The organism is Thioalkalivibrio sp. ALJ16 (assembly GCF_000377345.1).
Classification (GTDB): Bacteria; Pseudomonadota; Gammaproteobacteria; order Ectothiorhodospirales; family Ectothiorhodospiraceae; genus Thioalkalivibrio.
This window is the reverse complement of record NZ_KB898054.1, coordinates 1-16,992: the sequence shown is the minus strand read 5'-3', so window position 1 is coordinate 16,992 and position 16,992 is coordinate 1. Positions and strand designations below refer to the sequence as shown.

Below are 16,992 nucleotides of genomic sequence, written 5' to 3'. Positions count from 1 at the left end.
GCACGATGGGGCTTCACGGGTCGTACCGGGGCAGGCGCAGCGTGAAGGTGGTGCCCTCGCCCGTGCGGCTGGAAACCTCGATCCGGCCGCCCATGCGAACCACCAGATCCCGCGCCTCGTACAGGCCGATCCCCATCCCGGCGTTACCCTTGGTGGTCTGGAACGGCTTGAACAGCCGGCGACGGACAAACTCCTCGTCCATCCCCGCCCCGGTGTCCTCGATTCCGATGATGGCCCATTGATCCTGGGTTTTCAGGGTCAAGGTTATATCGCCGTTATCCGGTGTCGCCTCCTGCGAATTGCGCACCAGATGCAACAGCACGTTGCGCAGTGCGTCGTGGTTGCCGAGCACCCGGGCGGGGCTCTCCACCACCACCCGGGGCTCGGGACGGGCCTGGCGGCTGTCGCTGGCGACCTCGTGCAACAGCTCGTCCAGCGCCACCGCCTGGCGCGGGCTGTCGGTGCCGGGCTGTGCCTTGCGCAACTGGGCCAGCGTGCGCTCCAGGCGGTCGCGGGCATTGCCCACGGTGCGGAAGGCATCCGCCACAAACTCGGGGTTGTCGCGGTGGCGCTCGGCATTGGCGCTGATCAGCGACAGCTGGGCCGAGACGTTCTTGAGGTCATGGACCAGGAAGGCGGCCAGCCGGTGGAAGGTCTCGAACTGACGCGCCTCGAGCAGGGCCTCGTCGGTCTGCACCAGGGCTACGTACACCGCCAGCTGGCGCCCCGCGGTCTTCAGCAGGTCGCGTTCTTCCCAGTCGATCCGGTGCCGGGCTCGCGGCTGGGCGAGCACCACGAAGCCCTCCAGACCATCGCTCTTGAGCAGCGGCACCACGGCCCAGTGGCGCGGGTTATCGATCAGCCAGCCGGGCAGGTCGAGGCCATGATAGAAATCCGGGTCGCGGCGGAATTCGTCGATGTCGATCACCCAGCCGGACTGCAGCAGAAACGCGATCAGGGAATCATCCGGATCCAGCGGCGGATGCTGCGGCTCGCCGAGGTTGAGGACACCGTCGAGTACGAAGCAGCCGTCATCGCGGCGCACCCACAGCAGGCCGCCGGGGCTTTCGACCAGCTCCGCAATGGCGAGGATCGCGCGCTGGCGAAACGGAGTCTGCTGGTCGGTCTGCGCCAGGGTGCCGGTGAACCGCAGCCATTCCTGGCGGTAGTCGTAGCGGTAATTGAAGAAATGCTTGGCCAGCCACACCCGCAGCTGGGCGCGCACGCTGCCGGAAAACAGCACGATGGCCAGCAGCAGCGCCGCCCCGAACAGGAGGGTGACCTGCAGCAGTGCGCCCAGCTCGCCGCCGTGGTGGCGCAGATAGTAGCCCGCACCCCCCACCGCCAGCAGGTACAGCCCGGCACCGATCAGCGATGCGGTATGGAACAGCAGGTGGCGCGAAACCGTGGGGCCCTCGCGCTGCGGCAGGCGCCGGCCCATCGCCACCGCGAGCAGCGGCACAACCAGGGCATTGACAAAACCGCGCGCCTGCCACGACGGGCTGTCGGTGGCCTGGAACAGCACCAGATCGGCAAACAGGAAGAGGTCGAACGCAAACAGCCCGCCCAGCCCCAGGCAGAGGAACTTGATCTCCCAGCGGTTCTGCGGCGGCGTATTGCGGTAGGCCTGTTCCACCAGCACCAGGCCGGCGATCGCCATCAGCAGGGTCGCAAGCCCCGGCCAGACATCCCCGAGCAGGCCCGGCCACCACAGCGGCACCAGCATGACCAGCAGAAACACAGCGACCGCGCCCGCCCACCAGCGCAGCGCGCGCGGATCCACGCCCGGCCGACTGCCCACACCACCCAGCAGGGCGAGCAGCACCGCGAACCAGCCGGCGTTGCGCGCGACCTCCATCACGCCGCCGGAAATGGCGGCGCTGGTGCCGTACTGCCAGGACAGGAAACCGAGGTAGCCGGCCCAGCCCACCGACAGCAGCGCCGCCAGCGCCACCCACAGGCCGGTCGGGCGGTTACGCCAGCGCAGCAGGGTCACGACCGCGAGGGCCAGAAACGCCACTGCCGCCGTCAGGTAGCTGGTCGCGGCGAGGGGAATCATCATCCGGGGTTCAGCGCGCGCCGCGCCCGAACAGAACGACCTTGACGGTTTCGAACAGGATCAGGATATCGAGGAACAGGGTGTGGTTCTTGACGTAGTACAGGTCGTACTGCAGCTTCTGCCGGGCATCCTCGACCGAGGCGCCATAGGGATAGCGCACCTGCGCCCAGCCGGTGATACCGGGGCGGATGGTGTGCCGTGCCGGGAAATAGGGGATCTGCTCGCTCAACTGGGCGACGAAGACCGGGCGCTCCGGCCGCGGTCCGACGAACGACATGCTGCCCTGAAACACGTTGATCACCTGCGGCAGCTCGTCGATCCGCAGCTTGCGGATGATACGCCCCACTCGGGTAATGCGGTCGTCGTCGCGCACGGCCCAGCGCGCGACACCATCCACCTCGGCATCCTCGCGCATGCTGCGAAACTTGCAGACATCGAACAGCTCGTTGCCCTGGCCCACGCGCGTCTGCCAGTAGAACACCGGGCCGCGGCTCTCCAGCTTGATCGCCAGGGCGGTGACCAGCATCACCGGCAGCGTCGCCAGCAGAAGCGTCGAGCTGGCCAGCACGTCGAAGGTCCGCTTGGTGGCATTGCGGGTCCAGTGCTGGCGGAACCCCTCGCCGAAGATCAGCCAGCTGGCGTTCAGGGACTCCAGCTGCACCTTCTGCTGTTCGCGTTCGAAGAAGCTGGAGACGTCGGTTACCGCCACGCCGTGCAGCTTGCAGTCCAGCAGCTGGCGGACCGGGAGGTTGCCCCGGCGGTCGCGGATCGCCACCACGATCTCGTGCGCCCGGTGCTGGCGGACAAGATCCATGAGGCTGGTGTCATCCGCCAGTCGCAGGTGCCGCTGCCCATCCTGCGGGCAGTCCTTCTCGCCCTCCGTGGCGACATAGCCGAGCACCTTGTACGGCAGCTGCTCCGGGGGCTTGTCGGCATGGATGGACTCGATCGAGCAGGCGCGGGTGCCGGTCCCCAGCACCAGCAAACGGCGCTTGAAGGCATCCGCCTCCGACAGGTTGCACCACAGCGTGCGTTCGGCCACCAGGCCGGTCAGCAGGACCACAATGCCGCCGCCCACCGCCACCGGCGAAAACAGCGCCGCCGGGACCACGGCCGCGTAGGCCAGCAGGAGCCCGCCCACGACGAGGATCGCCGGCACCAGACGCAAAAGGGAGCGCAGGATACTGCGGGTGGCGAGGTAATCGGCCTCGTACAGCCCGGCCAGGGTCAGGACCATGAACACCACCAGCGTGGCGGCCACCAGTTCGGGATCAAGCACACTGAGGATTTCCGGCTTGAACGGCGGCAGCGTGAGCACCAGATACAGGCACAGATAAACCACCAGCAGCTCGGCCAGCGCGAGCATCAGGACGCGGCGACGGATGTAGTGGCCGAAGATGCGCACGGCTAGACCGCCCGCAGGGGCGTGCACGCCGGGGTATTGTTCTTGTCCGCCAGGGGGGCCATGGCCACCACTCCCGACCCTGCGGCGCGAAGGGTGGCGACCCCGGGGGGCCGCCTAGCGCACCCCGGGCACCACCATCGCCCCGCCCGGGGTCATCAGAAGCGTCGTTCCGGAATGATCAACGTGTCGCCGGGCAGCATATCCACGTTGGCCGAGATATCGCCGCCATTGACCAGGTCATCCAGGCGCACGCGGTACTGCTTGCGCTCGCCGTCCTCGGTACGCACGATCACCGCGCGGTTGCCGGCGGCAAAGTCGGTGATGCCGCCCACCGCGATCATCACGTCCATCACGCTCATGTCCTCGCGGTACTGCAGGGCCTGCGGCTCGGCGGCCTGCCCGATCACGCGGATCTGGCGGCTATACGGCCCGGCGAAACCGGTGACCATCACCGTCACGATCGGGTCGCGCAGGAAGCGGGAAAGCTCCTCTTCCATCGCCCGCGCAAGCTCCGTTGGCGTCTGCCCGCTGGCCTGTACATCCTCGACCAGCGGCGTGGTGATCTGCCCGTCAGGGCGCACGGATACGCTGGTGGAAAGATCCGGGTTACCGCGCACCGACACCTGCAGCGAATCGCCGGGGCCGATAATGTACTGCTCGATCACGGTGCGCTCGATGGAGGTCGGGGCATCCGGGTAATCCATCGTGGCACAGCCCGCCATCAGCGCCGGGATCAGGATGACAAGACCCAAGCTGAAGCGTGACCCGGAACCCGGCCCGACCTTTGGAGCATTCATCAGGGACATCACGACTCCCCCTTGGACGTTACTGTCAGTGATTGGAGGCTTCACCCGACCGGAGACCGGACCGGCACTCTGGCGCGAACACCCGAGGCTCGGGCCACGCTTGCCGGCAATACGGGATTCCACAAGCAACTTGATGTTAGGCCCCGCCCGGGAACAGAGTCCACGTAACGTCCTCTTTGCCGGCGCCGGTGGACTAACGTTCTCGTTACGGCGATGCCGGGCCGTTTATCACTGCCGAACAGGTGCAACCCGTGGAATTCCTGTCGCTCCGACTCCTCGCTGACTGGCTGCTGCTGCCACCCAGCGGGCCCCTGCTGCTGGCCCTGGTCGGCCTGATCCTGCTGCGCACCTGGACGGGCAAGGCCCTGCTCGTCGCCGGGCTGCTCCTGACCTATGCGCTCAGCCTCCCGCCGGTGAGTCACGCCCTGATCGCCCCGCTGCAGGCCCCCTACACGCCACCCGACGCAACCGCGCTGGAATCGGCCGAGGCCATCGTGGTGCTGGGTGCCGGATACCGCAGCGGGGCGGTGGAGTTTTCCGGCGAGACGGTAAACGACCTGGCCCTGGTACGCCTGCGCTACGCCGCCGCCCTGCATCGGCGCACGGGCCTGCCCGTCGTGGCAACGGGCGGCGGGCCGGAAGACCGCGAACCCGAGGCGCGCTGGATGGTTGAAGCCCTGGAGGAATTCGGGGTCACCACGATCTGGGAGGAACCGCAGGCGCGCGATACCGAGGGCAATGCCCGGCACTCCGCCGCGCTGCTGCAAGAGCGCGGCATCCAGCGCGTGCTTCTGGTAACCCACGCCCACCACCTGCCGCGCGCCAGCGCCGCGTTCGAGCGCGCAGGACTGGAGGCCATCCCGGCCCCCACCGGCGCCTTCGTCGCCCATGACCCCGGGCTCTCGTTAGGCGCCTTCAAACCCCAGGCTAACGCCATGCGCATCAGCTGGCTCGCCATGCACGAGTACCTCGGTATTCTGTGGTATCGCTGGCAACACGGACGTCAATCGCCACCCACCGACGCCTGACGCACCGCGCCAGCCCCCATTCACCACCACCGGGGCGACGCATGAAACTGCTAGTCACAGGCGGCGCCGGATACATCGGCAGCCACGTCACGCACCACCTGCAAAAGGCCGGGCACGAGGTCACCGTGTACGACAACCTCAGCACCGGCCACGCATGGGCGGTCGCCGACAGCGAACTGGTGGTGGGCGATCTCGCCGACACCGAACGCCTGGGCGCCTTGCTCGAACGCGGCTTCGACGGCGTGCTGCATTTTGCCGCCCACATCGTCGTGCCCGAATCGGTCGCCGACCCGCTCAAGTACTACGGCAACAACACCCGCAACACCCTTAACCTGCTGCAGGGCTGCGCCGCCAGCGGCGTGCGCCGCTTCGTGTTTTCCTCCACCGCCGCCGTGTACGGCATCCCCGATCAGGCCAGCGTGGCCGAGGACGCACCACTGCAGCCGATCAACCCCTACGGCGCCTCCAAGATGATGTCCGAGCGCATGCTGAGCGACCTCGGCGCGGCCAGCGACCTGCGCTATGTGAGCCTGCGGTACTTCAACGTGGCCGGCGCAGACCCGCAGGGCCGGCTCGGTCAGGCCACGCCCGACGCCACCCACCTGATCAAGGTCGCCTGCCAGGCCGCCACCGGCCAGCGCGACAGCATCACCGTATTCGGCACCGACTACGCCACCCGCGACGGCACCTGCGAACGCGACTACATCCACGTCGAAGACCTCGCCACCGCGCATGTCCGCGCCCTGGAACACCTCGACGGCGGCGGTGAATCGCAAATCCTCAACTGCGGCTATGGCCACGCCTACAGCGTGTTCGAGGTCATCGACGCGGTGAAACGCGCCAGCGGCGCGGATTTTCCCGTCACCCTCGGCCCGCGCCGCGAAGGCGACCCACCCGCCCTGATGGCCGACGCCCGCCGCATCCGCCAGACCCTCGCCTGGGAACCGCAATACGCCGACCTCGACCAGATCGTCCGCCACGCCCTCGCCTGGGAACAGAAGACGGCGCGGCAGAACGCCTGATCCACGTCTCCCCAGCGGCGTTACAGGACCGTACGGCGGGCGAGGTGCAGGAGCCGGGCGGGCAGTTCGTACTCCAGCTCCCAGATGATGCTCATCGGCTTGCTACCTTCGTGGTGCTGGTAGCGCACCGGGCCGCAAAAGGTGAATGGCTCGCTGAGGCCCGCCGCATCACGCTTGGCCCGGCGAATGAACAGCATGGGGGTGTAGCCTCGCGCCTCGTGGTGGATGTAACGCTGCCCGGTCTCCGAGGTGGGGGAGGTGCCGGACTGCGACTGCCAGTGGAACCGCCGCTCGTTGAGGGCGTAGTCCTCGTACATGGTGGTGGGCGAGAACTCCCGCTCGGATTTCTCCAGGGTCACGAACAACGCATCGACCCGCCGCTCTGGTACGTGCCGCACGCCCTCCTGCTGGGTGATCGGCTTTTCCAGGCTGCCAAGCCCCAGCGCCAGCAGGATCTGCTCGCGGGTGTAGGACGCGTGCAGTTCCAGCGGGCCCGTCTGCTCCGGGAAGGTGATGCCGCTGGCGGGTACGAGTCGCTCGTGTCGCCAGGCGGCGACTTCCTGGAGATCCCGGTACAGGGGGCGCTGTTCGCGGACGAAGGCATCCACGGCGGTTAGGTCCCCGTCCCCCGGCCGCGTCTTGCCCCATAGCGTGCTGTGGACAAGGGCCAGCCGGAGCCGATCCTCTTCGGCAAGCTGCTCCACGTTCGCGGCTGGCTGCGCCAGATGGGTCTGCAGGGTTTCCAGCAACTGCCGATCGTCACACCGCGCCAAGCGCTGCAGCCCGCGTTTGAGGCCGCTGGCATAGGGTTCCAGCGCTTCGGTCGACTCGCCTCCGCAGTCCGCGCGCAGGCGGGAGGGCAGGTCCTTGCGCAGAAGGTCTTCCGCATCATCCATATGCAGGCAGTCGAGCATCTTGGGCAGGCTGGCGGAGTCGATGTCGTCCCGGAAACAGTCCTTCAGCTCGCGGACGAGCTGCGGTCGCTGGCGGTTGATTTGCGCACGGATGTTGTCGAGAACGTGCTGGGTGGCCAAGCGGTCGAGGTGGATCAGGCAGCCGCTGGGCAACCAGGGGAAGCCTTGTTGGATCTGGTGATCCACCCGCTTCTCCGGCCGCGCGCTGAGCGCCCGGAACCGAGCGGCATAACGAAAACGCCGGTGCTGCGGCGCGACAAAATCCAGCACGGTCAGGTGCGGCTTGCCCTCGTGCAAGCGCAGGCCGCGGCCCATCTGCTGCAGGTAGACCGTCAGGCTCTCGGTCGGGCGCAGCAGCAAAACGGTGTCCACCTCCGGCAGGTCCACACCTTCGTTGTAGAGGTCCACCGTAAAGATGAAGCGGATGCGCCCCTCGCGCAGGTCCCGCTGCACCGACTGCCGCTCGTGATCCGAGCTTTCGCCAGTCAGCACCGCGCTGGGCACCTGCTTGGCCGAGAAATGCTCGGCCATGAATCGGGCATGGGCGCGACTGATGCAGAAACCCAAGCCCCTGACCGAGCTGATATCCGTCGCGTGCTCATGCGCCTGCCGCAGCACCCAATCGGCGCGCGCCCGGTTGCCGGTGAACACCCCTTCCAGTTCTTCGGCGTCATAGCCCCCGCGCTGCCAGCTCACCCGGCTCAGATCCACGGACTCATGGTCGGCCACGCCAAAGTAATGGAACGGCACCAGTAGTCGCCGCTCGATCGCATCCGGCAGGCGAATCTCGTGGGTGTAACGCTGGCCGAAGTGCTGGCGAATATCGTCGGCATCCGTGCGCTCCGGCGTCGCCGTCAGGCCCAGCAGGCACTTGGGCCGCACATGCTCGAGGATGCGCTGGTAGCTTCCGGCGCTGCTGTGGTGCGCCTCATCCAGCACCACGTAATCGAAATGCTCTGGGGCCAGCCGGTCGAGGTCCCGTGAATTCCAACTCGCCACCGTGCAGAACAGGTGGCGGTCCTGACTCGGACGCGCCCCGCCCACCAGCACATCGCCAAACTCGTGGTCCTGCAGCACTTGCCGAAAGCTCGCCATCGCCTGACGCAGGATCTCCTCGCGGTGGGCGATGAACAGCAGCGACGGGCGCCCCTTATCCGCCTGCTCACGCGCAAACCGCCGATAGTCGAACGCGGCGATCATGGTCTTGCCGGTCCCGGTGGCCGCGATCACCAGATGGCGGTCGATCCCCGAACGGCGCTCGCGCTGGATATCCTCCAGGATCTCCTGCTGAAAGGCGTACGGCCGCAGGTCGAAGAACGCGGTGGCGTCTTTCTGCGCCCCGGGCCCCGAGCTGGATTCCGACTCCAGCGCCTGTTGCAGGCGGGGAAGGTCGTCTGTGGTGAGCGGTTCAAACTCCGCCGGGTCTGCCCAATGCGCCTCGAACGAGGTCTGGATCTGGCGCCACATGTGCGGCAGCTCGTATTCGCTGACCTTGGCCGTCCACTCCAGGCCCTCATCCATCGCCACGCGCGAGACATTCGCCGAGCCGATGTAGGCACTACCGAACCCGGTGCTGCGATGGAACAGGTAGGCCTTGGCATGCAGGCGCGTGCGGTGGGTGTCGTACGAGACCCGAATCTCGGTGTTCGGCAGGCTCAGCAGGAAGTCGATCGCCTTGAGATCCGTAGCCCCGAGGTACGAGGTCGTCGCGATCCGCAGCCTGGGAGAGCCGTCGGCCGTCGGGGTCTCGGTAAAGCGCTTTAGCGTCTCGCGCAGGGCGCGAATGCCACTCCACTTGATGAACGACACCAACCAATCGGCCCGTTCCGCACTGGCCAGCTCCTTCTCGATCTGCGTCACCAGACTGGGTGTGCGATCGGATCCAGTCAGCAGGCTGGACAGAGCCAAGGGAACATCCGGCCGTGGCGTTTCCTGCTGCCCAACCTGATTAGCCGACGGGGAACGCACCTCCAGCAACTGCCGAAACGGCGGCTGCGGAAGGTCCTCCTCAATCCCCGACAGCGGATGCCCGGCCGCCGCGAGCGCATCCGCCAGCCCCTGCACGGCTCGCGTCCAGTCCTCATGTCCCTTTTCGCTCAGGTCGCCCGCGCGCTCGGCCAGACGCTGTGCCAGCTCGCCAACCATACTCATCAGCAGGTCATCACCCTCGAGCCTTTGCCCCCAACGAGCGTGATCCGCCAGACCCAACATCTTCAGCGCCTGACGCACCCGAGGCGTATCCAGCCGCTCATGCAGACCGATCCAATTGGCGGTAGGCAAGGGTTTGGCCGCGTCGTCACGGCTCATGCGGAACGCTCAGAAATGAAGGCCTCAAGCAATGGCACGTCGGCCGGCGCGAGATTGAGGTCACGGGCCTCCTTAGCGGATGCCCAGCACCAGCGGTCATGGACCGTTAGCCTCGGCGTCGCATCGTTCGTCCACGCGCGAAGGGCAACCAGTTGAAGGCCGCCATTCCCGGGAATCGGCGTACGGCCAATTTCCTCCCCCACCCGGAGCTCCATCGCCAGCTCCTCGTGAAACTCCCGTCGTAGTGCGGCCTCCAGACTCTCGCCCGGCTCGGCCTTCCCACCAGGGAACTCCCAACAGCCCGCGAGCGCCTGACCCGGCCCACGGCGCGCAAAAAAGATCCGGCCATGCGCGTCCTCAAGGATGCCGCAGACCACCACCGCTTGGCTCGGTACCGTTACCGTATCCAACCCATACCCCCCTGCTTTTGACTGGATGCTACCAGGGAAGGTGGCAGGAATTCCCGGGGGTAGTAGGTTCATATGGGCCAGGTCGTGGCACCTCAAATTGCGAGATCAGTCGTGACCTCTACCACTACCTCCTACGCTGTGGTTTGCGCACGCCAGAAAGACCTAGGCGCTTGACTCATAACGATGGCCGCACCCAGATTGATCGGGAAATCATTCACTTTCCAAACCCATTCATTCGCTTGATTGCGTCCTGTTTTCAGAAGCGAGGGAGCACCCGTGCGGCACTCTTCTAACACCGCGTTTCGCGCAAAGGCCATGGGTTGCGCAACCCCGCACGCCAGAGCTGGGCGTTTAGCGTGACGTCCATTCGTTCTGGAAGCCCAACGGAGATCTCGGCCTCATCAGGCGAATGGCTGATCCTGGATATCGGGTTTGCCAACAAGGCTCGCAGTTGCGGCTTGATGGTAAACGACGAGCATCCGACTGAACTTCGGTTTAACGAAGCCGTGGAGTGGATATGCAGGTTCATCCTGGAGAGCCCGGGCCCTGTGAACCTGGTGATCGAGGCGCCGCTTTCCGTGGCGTTTGATCAGACTGGAAACCCGGCGGGGCGATCCATCGAGAAGCAGGGTGGCCGAACCCGATACTGGTATGTCGGTCTGGGCTGTAGCGTGATGGTTGCGGCGCTTTATCTGGCAAAGGCGGTCGCGGCTATTCGGGCGGAGTCCGAAGTTCGGCTATTTGAGGGGTTTGTGTCGTTCAAGGCGCGCGACGCGAAGAGCGACCACTCACGCGATGTCGAGCTACTTCGAGAGGTGATTCGTGATCCGGGCGATTTCCCGGGCGGTATCGTTGCGCCGCAGGATCTGCGCATGACGGATTCGGATCGGCTGGAAAGCGCGTTTGCTGTGGCCGGAATCGATACCGGGGTGCCACCGGTCATCTTGCGCGATGGCCAGGATGATTCAGGCTAGGGATACAGCGGGACTGGACTGGATCTCGCACAGGACCTCGCCCAAGGCGACAGCGGATCGAAACCCAGTTGTACGAGTTCTGTCGGGCAAGGCAGTCGCGACAGCCCGAGGGTACCGTGAACAGAACAATTGCGAACGCTTACGGGAAGGGAGATGCCACGGGCAAAGATAATGGTGGCCGGGGACGGAATCGAACCGCCGACACGGGGATTTTCAATCCCCTGCTCTACCAACTGAGCTACCCGGCCATACTGCGGGGGGATTCGTCCTGCGGACGAAGGGCGGTATTAAAGCGGGCCGGCGTCGCCACGTCAAGCATGCCGGGCCGGCCGCTGGAGAAAAGCCTGATTCAGGAGGCGTTCGGGTCGACGAAGCCTTCCGGCTTTTCCGAGCCATCGCCGAACAGGAACTTTTCCATTTCCTCTTCCAGGAACTTGCGCGCCTTGGGGTCGACCGGGGTGAGGCGGTATTCGTTGATCAGCATGGTCTGATGGCCAAGCCAGGCCTGCCAGGCCTCCTTGGAGACGTTCAGGTAGATCTTCTTGCCCATCTCGCCGGGGTAGGGCGGAAAATCGAGCCCATCGGCCTCTTTCCCGAGTTTCACGCAGTTAACGGTTCGAGCCATTGCCGGGATCCTTGTCGTCGTGCAGGTATCGCTGGATGGGGGCCGGGATACCGACCGCCCGTGATGTGCCGGGTTTATACCAAATCACCCTTTCGCCTTCCATGATCCCACACGCACCCGCAGGGAGGTCGAAGGGGCGGATGCGCAGATCCAGGCGGTAGTGGCTGAAGCAGTGCTGCAGGCCATGGTCGGCGGCGGCGGGGACGGCACCCGGCCACTGGGCCAGCACCCAGTCTTCCAGGGCCTCGGGCGTTTCGGCCTCGGGCAGGCTGTAGAGTCCGCCCCAGATGCCATCCGACTGGCGCTGGATCAGGGCGATGCCCTCGGGGGCCTGCAGGCAGGCAGCCCAGCGGGTGCGGGTCGGCAGCTCACGCCGCGGCCGCGGCGAGGGCAGCGTGGCGGTCAGACCCTGCTCGGCGGCGCGGCAGTCCGCACGCACCGGACAGGCGGCGCAGTCGGGGCGGCTGCGCGTGCACAGCAGGGCGCCCAGATCCATGATCGCCTGGGTGTAGTCCGCACAGCGGGTGGCGGGGGTGCGCGCCTCGGCCTCGGCCCACAACTCGCGCTGGACGGCCGGGCTGCCGGGCCAGCCATGGATCGCGGCATGGCGCGCGAGTACGCGCTTGACGTTGCCGTCGAGGATGGGCTCCGGGCGGTCGTGGGCCTGGGCGATGATCGCAGCCGCCGTTGAACGGCCAATGCCGGGGAGTTGTTCCAGGGTTTCGCGCGTGTCCGGAAAGCCCCCACCATGCTCGCTCACGACATGCTGCGCGGCACGATGCAGGTTGCGGGCGCGGGCGTAGTAGCCGAGGCCCGACCACAGATGCAGGACTGCGTCCTGGTCGGCGGCCGCGAGTGACTCGACGTCGGGAAAGTGCTCCATAAAGCGCAGGAAATACGGGATCACCGTATCCACGCGCGTCTGCTGCAGCATGATCTCGGAGACCCACACCCGGTAGGGCGTGCGCGGATGCTGCCACGGCAGGTCCTGGCGGCCGTGGCGATCAAACCAGGCGAGCAGGCGCTCGGCGAACGCGTTCATGGTCGGAGCTGCGGCGCCGGCTGGCGCTCGCAGCCGCTGCGGATCAGCGGCGGCGCAGCCGATCCATCAGGCCTTCGGTCTCGCGGTCGATGCGCTCGCGCAACCGATCCTGTTCTTCGTCCGTGCGTTCACGGATGCGCTCCTGCTCCTGGCGCGCGCGCTCCCGGGCCTCTTCCTCGTAGCGACCGCGCAGCGCATCGGCTAGATCGAGGCGGAAGCTGGGGTCGGTGAAGCTCCCGGTGATGCGGATCGGCAGGTTCACCCCGCGCAGATCGTCCAGTTCGCGGCCACCCTGGCCCTCAAGCGTGCCGACGATCGTGGTGTTCACGCGGTAGTCGAGGGTCTCGTCGTTCAGATCGGCCTGGCCCTGGCCGCGCACCCGCAGCAATGGCGAACTGGCCGCCAGGTCGTCATTGCGGACAACGCCATCGCGGATGGTGAAGCTGCCAGTCAGCTCGCTGAAATCGGTCTGATTGGGCTCTTCCTCTTCCAGCTGCTCGCCGCGCAGCCGCGCCTCGGCGCGGCGGATGACCTGAGCCACGTTGATGCCGCGCACCGCGCCATCCTCGAAGCTCATCTTGCCGGAGCCGTTCAGGGCCCCTTTCAGCTGGCTCAGCCGCTCGCCGCGGGTGCGGATGTCCAGTTCCAGGTTGCCGGTCCCCATCAGGCGGGCATCATCGCCCTGAAAGTCTTCCAGCAGGGCGCCGATATCCAGGCCCTGGAGGTCGGCCGCCAGTTCGTAGCGCGGGGCGTCGTGGCGGGCGTCCAGGCGCAGGCGGCTGGTCAGCTCGCCTTCGTAGGCCTCGGCATTCAGGGGCTCGATGTTCCAGTCCCCGGCCTCGGCGCGGATCTGCAGCTCGATATTGCGCAGGACCATGCCCATCACGTCGAGGCGACCGAGGGCCGCACTGCCATCCACATCGATGCTGCGCAGGGCCTCCAGCGGCAGCTCGATGGCGATGTCCTCGTCACCGTCGCCATTACCGCCCTCGGTGCGCGCCTCTTCCACCGCCGGTGGCAGGTAGTGGTCGAGGTTCAGGTTCTCGCCGGCGACACCAAAGCGGATCAGCGGGCGCTCGCCACGGCCGTCCCACGCTGCGGAACCATTGAGGATGGTGTCGTCGACGGTGACCACGAACGGATCCATGTTCAGCGCCTGCACGCTGCCGAGAGCAGACAGGTCCAGCGCCACGCGCGACAGCGCATCCGGGTTGGTCGTCTCCGGCGCCTCAAGCCCCAGGTCCGCCATCAGGTCCTTCAGGTTGAAGGTATTGGTACGCAGCTCGGTGCGCAGCTGTGGCACCTCGCTGTCGAGGTCGGACAGCTCGGCAAAGCCGGTCAGGCGCACGTCCGCGAGCCCCAGGGTCAGACGTTCCATGCGCAGGGTCATGGCATCGGCCATCTCCAGCGCCAGATCGGTCTCCAGGGTCATGCCGGCCGCACGCTGCAGGCCGCCACCATCCACGCCCAGGGTCGCGCTCAGGCGGCGCACGGAGTAGCGCTCGTTGAGCAGGTCCGCGTTCAGTAGTCCGCCCAGGTCCAGCGCCAGCTCCAGCGGTTCCGGCAGGTCGCCGCCCTCGGCACGCAGCACCGCCTCGATATCCAGACGCGTCTCCACGCCGGGGCGGAAGCGCCCGACCTGCAGGTTGAACGGCTCCAGCGTGGCCTGGAGCCCGCTCTCGCGGTCGTCCCAGTGCACGCGACTGTTGCTCAGCGAGATCCCGGCGATATCGATGCGCTGCAGCGCCAGTCGGGTTTCGGTCTCGGTGCGCTCCTCGTCGTTCGCGCCGACGGCCTCGTCCCGGGCCGAGCCGGCACGCTCGAGCAGGTCATCCCAGTTGCTGCGGCCCTGTTCGTCGCGCGCCAGGTTCAGGCGCACCCCGTCGGCCTCCACACGCTGGACCTCCAGCTCGCGGCGCAGGAGCGGCATCACCGCCACCGCGACATCGACCACGTCCAGCTCGGCGAAGGGTTCGTCACCGAAGCCCTCGGCGTTGCCGAAACGCACATCCTCCAGGCGCAGCCCGAGACTGGGGAACAGGGTCAGGCCGATCGGCCCGGAGAGCGTCAGCTCGCGCCCGGTCGCCTCCTTCACCTCGGCCTCGATGCGGTCCTTGTAGTCATTGGCATCGAAGGAAATCAGCAGGTACGCCGCTACGACCACGACCAGCACGAGCAGCACGATGATCAGGCTGAAAAGGCGCTTGATCCATTTCATTCGGAATCTCCTTTCGCGTCGGCCCGCCAGGTCCCGCTGCGGCCGCCGCGCTTCTCCAGCAGCCGGACACCTTCAATGCGCATGCCGCGGTCCACTGCCTTGCACATGTCGTACACCGTCAGCAGCGCGGTGGAAACCGCCGTCAGCGCCTCCATTTCCACGCCGGTCTGGGCGTGCACCTCGCAGGTGGCCTGCACGCGCACGGCGCTGTCCTCGGTGTCCAGCTCCAGGGCCACCCGGGTCAGGCCGATCGGGTGGCACAGCGGAATCAGATCCCCCGTCTTCTTGGCCCCCATGATGCCGGCGACACGGGCGATGCCGAGCACATCCCCCTTGGCGTGGCGGCCTTCACGGATGCGCTGCAGGGTATCCGGCTGCATGTGGATGCGGCCTTCGGCAATCGCCACCCGATGGGTGACGGACTTGGCGCCGACATCGACCATGTGCGCATGGCCTTCGGCATCAAAGTGAGTGAATTCGTTCATGATGGCTATAATGCTTGACTCGCAGCCATGTTTACAGGGGCCGGAATGACTGTACGCGTTCATTATTTCGCGCGACTGCGCGAGGAGCTGGGCCGCCCGAACGAAGAGGCGGAACTGCCCGCCGGGGGCACCACCGTTGGCGGACTGTGGCAGCAGCTGCACCAGGATGCGCCCCCCGAGCGCCTGATGGCCGCGGTCAACCAGGAACAGGCCAGCCTGGATACCCCGGTCAGCGATGGCGACGAGGTCGCCTATTTTCCTCCGGTGACGGGGGGCTGAGGTGGCCGTCGAGATCTGCCACGAGGACTTCGACCCCTGGGCGCTGGTGGCGCGCGCCGAACAGGCGATTCCGGCGCATGCGCGCGGGGCCGCCAGCGTGTTCGTCGGCCGCATGCGCGACTTCAACGAAGACGAGGACGTGACCGCACTGTTCCTGGAGCACTATCCGGGAATGACCGAGCGCGAGCTGGAGCGCATCGTTGCCGAGGCCGAGGCGCGCTGGCCACTGCTCGGCTGTCACGTGGCGCACCGCGTTGGCGACGTGCGTCCGGGCGATGCCCTGGTGCTGGTGGCCACCTGGTCGGCCCATCGCGTGGCCGCCCGCGATGCCTGCAGCGACATCCTCGAGCGCCTGAAGCACGAGGCCCCGTTCTGGAAGCGCGAGACCCTGACCGACGGCACCCAGCGCTGGGTGGAGAAGAACACCCCGGGCTTCTGAACCCCACCTCTGCAGGAGCCTGCTTGCAGGCGAATGCTCCTGCCCGTGCCCGACTCTGGCAGGGGCTTCGCCTGCAAGCAGGCTCCCACAGGGGGCGGGCCAGGGCCTCGGGATTCCCGTCCGCACAAGTCCCTGCACCCTCGTCATCCCGGCCGCAACACCCCCACATCTGCAACAGACAATCCCGGAAACCGCGCAGCGGTTATCCGGGATCTCCACCCCCGGGGATGCCCCGGTCGTCAGGAGTTTTCTCGCGCGGAAGATCCCGCGCTCTCCGCTGCGCTGCGGCCGGGATTGTCTGTTGCAGATGTGGGATAAAGGAGGTGGTCGGATGTGAGCCTGGGGCTGGCCGGCCCCAGGCTCGCTCCCGCCTCCGCGACCGATCCGGGATGGGGCATTCGCCCGTCGTCATCACGGTCCGGCGGCGGGCCGGCTTCTTTCGCTTGTTGACTTGGTGGGGCCGCATCCGCGCGCCCGCAGACAATCCGAAGCCGAGATTTCATCATGCCTGATACCCATTGGAACGCCAACACCGACGCGCTGCGCTGCCTGGGGATCGACGTGGGCAAGGCCCATGTCGTGATTCATGATCGGCACGCGGGGCGCACCTTCAAGGTCGAGAACCGACCCGATGCTCTGCGCAGGGCTCTCTCAGCCTTCGTGGGCCACGATCTGGCTGTGTGTGAGACGACCGGTGGCTACGAACGTCCGGTTCTGGACATCGCAACGGAACTGAACCTGCCGATTCATTGTGCGGATGCGAGCCGGGTGAAGGCCTTTATCGCCTCCCATGGCGGACGCGCCAAGACGGATGCCACCGATGCGGTGTGGCTGGCTCGCTACGCCGCCGAGCGGGATACGCACTTGCGTCGGTGGCACCCGCCCTGTCCGGAGCATGAGGCCCTGGGAGAACTCGTACGCCATCGCCAGGATCTGCTCGCGCAGCGGGTTCAGGCCAAGAACCGTGCCTGCGCACCGG

At 66.7% G+C, this 16,992-nt stretch carries 15 protein-coding genes and 1 tRNA gene; 6 read left to right on the top strand and 10 right to left on the bottom strand.

Annotated features, from left to right (window positions below; genetic code table 11):
• Nucleotides 1–13: 13 nt before the first annotated feature.
• The 3 genes from prsK to D000_RS0112025 all read right to left on the bottom strand — a co-directional run bounded on the left by prsK (nucleotide 14) and on the right by D000_RS0112025 (nucleotide 4,270).
• Nucleotides 14–2,062 carry an XrtA/PEP-CTERM system histidine kinase PrsK gene (gene prsK / locus D000_RS0112035; protein WP_018873778.1) on the bottom strand — a complete coding sequence of 683 codons (2,049 nt, stop codon included), beginning with the start codon at nucleotides 2,060–2,062 and terminating at the stop codon, nucleotides 14–16.
• 7 nt (nucleotides 2,063–2,069) lie between these two features.
• Nucleotides 2,070–3,464 (bottom strand): TIGR03013 family XrtA/PEP-CTERM system glycosyltransferase, encoded by a 1,395-nt coding sequence (locus tag D000_RS0112030; RefSeq protein WP_018873777.1) that lies wholly within the window; start codon nucleotides 3,462–3,464, stop codon nucleotides 2,070–2,072.
• 155 nt (nucleotides 3,465–3,619) lie between these two features.
• The gene (locus tag D000_RS0112025) at nucleotides 3,620–4,270 is read right to left on the bottom strand and encodes an XrtA/PEP-CTERM system exopolysaccharide export protein (RefSeq protein ID WP_018873776.1); all 651 of its coding nucleotides are present in this window, start codon (nucleotides 4,268–4,270) and stop codon (nucleotides 3,620–3,622) included.
• Nucleotides 4,271–4,521: 251 nt separating this feature from the next.
• On the opposite strand from D000_RS0112025, the gene D000_RS0112020 reads away from it, so the two are divergent.
• Together D000_RS0112020 and galE are read left to right on the top strand one after the other, a co-directional pair.
• Nucleotides 4,522–5,298 carry a YdcF family protein gene (locus D000_RS0112020; RefSeq protein WP_018873775.1) on the top strand — a complete coding sequence of 259 codons (777 nt, stop codon included), beginning with the start codon at nucleotides 4,522–4,524 and terminating at the stop codon, nucleotides 5,296–5,298.
• A 41-nt stretch (nucleotides 5,299–5,339) separates the two neighbouring features.
• Nucleotides 5,340–6,320: a UDP-glucose 4-epimerase GalE gene (gene galE / locus D000_RS0112015; protein ID WP_018873774.1), complete on the top strand. Its 981-nt coding sequence runs from the start codon at nucleotides 5,340–5,342 to the stop codon at nucleotides 6,318–6,320.
• 20 nt (nucleotides 6,321–6,340) lie between these two features.
• Here galE and D000_RS0112010 read toward each other — a convergent pair whose 3' ends face one another.
• Complete coding sequence (locus D000_RS0112010; RefSeq protein ID WP_026279971.1) at nucleotides 6,341–9,541, bottom strand: DUF3427 domain-containing protein; 3,201 nt, start codon at nucleotides 9,539–9,541, stop codon at nucleotides 6,341–6,343.
• Nucleotides 9,538–9,951: a (deoxy)nucleoside triphosphate pyrophosphohydrolase gene (locus tag D000_RS0112005; protein WP_026279970.1), complete on the bottom strand. Its 414-nt coding sequence runs from the start codon at nucleotides 9,949–9,951 to the stop codon at nucleotides 9,538–9,540. Before D000_RS0112005 ends, D000_RS0112010 begins: the two co-directional genes overlap by 4 nt.
• A 356-nt stretch (nucleotides 9,952–10,307) precedes the next feature.
• Here D000_RS0112005 and D000_RS0112000 point away from each other — a divergent pair, with 356 nt between their 5' ends.
• Nucleotides 10,308–10,925, top strand: coding sequence for a hypothetical protein (locus tag D000_RS0112000; protein WP_155999296.1), 618 nt, complete (start codon nucleotides 10,308–10,310; stop codon nucleotides 10,923–10,925).
• Between the two features lie 172 nt (nucleotides 10,926–11,097).
• On the opposite strand, the gene D000_RS0111995 is transcribed toward D000_RS0112000, so the two are convergent.
• From D000_RS0111995 to moaC, 5 genes are all read right to left on the bottom strand, one after another.
• Nucleotides 11,098–11,173, bottom strand: a tRNA-Phe gene (locus tag D000_RS0111995).
• 101 nt (nucleotides 11,174–11,274) lie between these two features.
• Nucleotides 11,275–11,550: an oxidative damage protection protein gene (locus tag D000_RS0111990; RefSeq protein ID WP_018141223.1), complete on the bottom strand. Its 276-nt coding sequence runs from the start codon at nucleotides 11,548–11,550 to the stop codon at nucleotides 11,275–11,277.
• On the bottom strand, nucleotides 11,534–12,592 hold the full coding sequence (gene mutY, locus D000_RS0111985; protein ID WP_018873769.1) for an A/G-specific adenine glycosylase: 1,059 nt from the start codon (nucleotides 12,590–12,592) through the stop codon (nucleotides 11,534–11,536). Before mutY ends, D000_RS0111990 begins: the two co-directional genes overlap by 17 nt.
• A gap of 43 nt (nucleotides 12,593–12,635) precedes the next feature.
• Entirely contained in the window at nucleotides 12,636–14,810 is a 2,175-nt protein-coding gene (locus D000_RS0111980; RefSeq protein WP_018873768.1) for an AsmA family protein, read from the bottom strand.
• A complete protein-coding gene (moaC, locus tag D000_RS0111975) occupies nucleotides 14,807–15,295 on the bottom strand; it encodes a cyclic pyranopterin monophosphate synthase MoaC (RefSeq protein ID WP_018873767.1) in 489 nt (162 codons plus the stop codon). Before moaC ends, D000_RS0111980 begins: the two co-directional genes overlap by 4 nt.
• 45 nt (nucleotides 15,296–15,340) lie before the next feature.
• Here moaC and moaD point away from each other — a divergent pair, with 45 nt between their 5' ends.
• The 3 genes from moaD to D000_RS0111960 all read left to right on the top strand — a co-directional run.
• Nucleotides 15,341–15,574, top strand: coding sequence for a molybdopterin converting factor subunit 1 (gene moaD / locus D000_RS0111970; protein ID WP_018873766.1), 234 nt, complete (start codon nucleotides 15,341–15,343; stop codon nucleotides 15,572–15,574).
• 1 nt (nucleotide 15,575) lies between these two features.
• A complete protein-coding gene (locus D000_RS0111965) occupies nucleotides 15,576–16,013 on the top strand; it encodes a molybdenum cofactor biosynthesis protein MoaE (RefSeq protein WP_018873765.1) in 438 nt (145 codons plus the stop codon).
• Nucleotides 16,014–16,517: 504 nt separating this feature from the next.
• Nucleotides 16,518–16,992: transposase (locus tag D000_RS0111960; RefSeq protein ID WP_018873764.1), on the top strand; the 475-nt coding region annotated here is incomplete at its 3' end.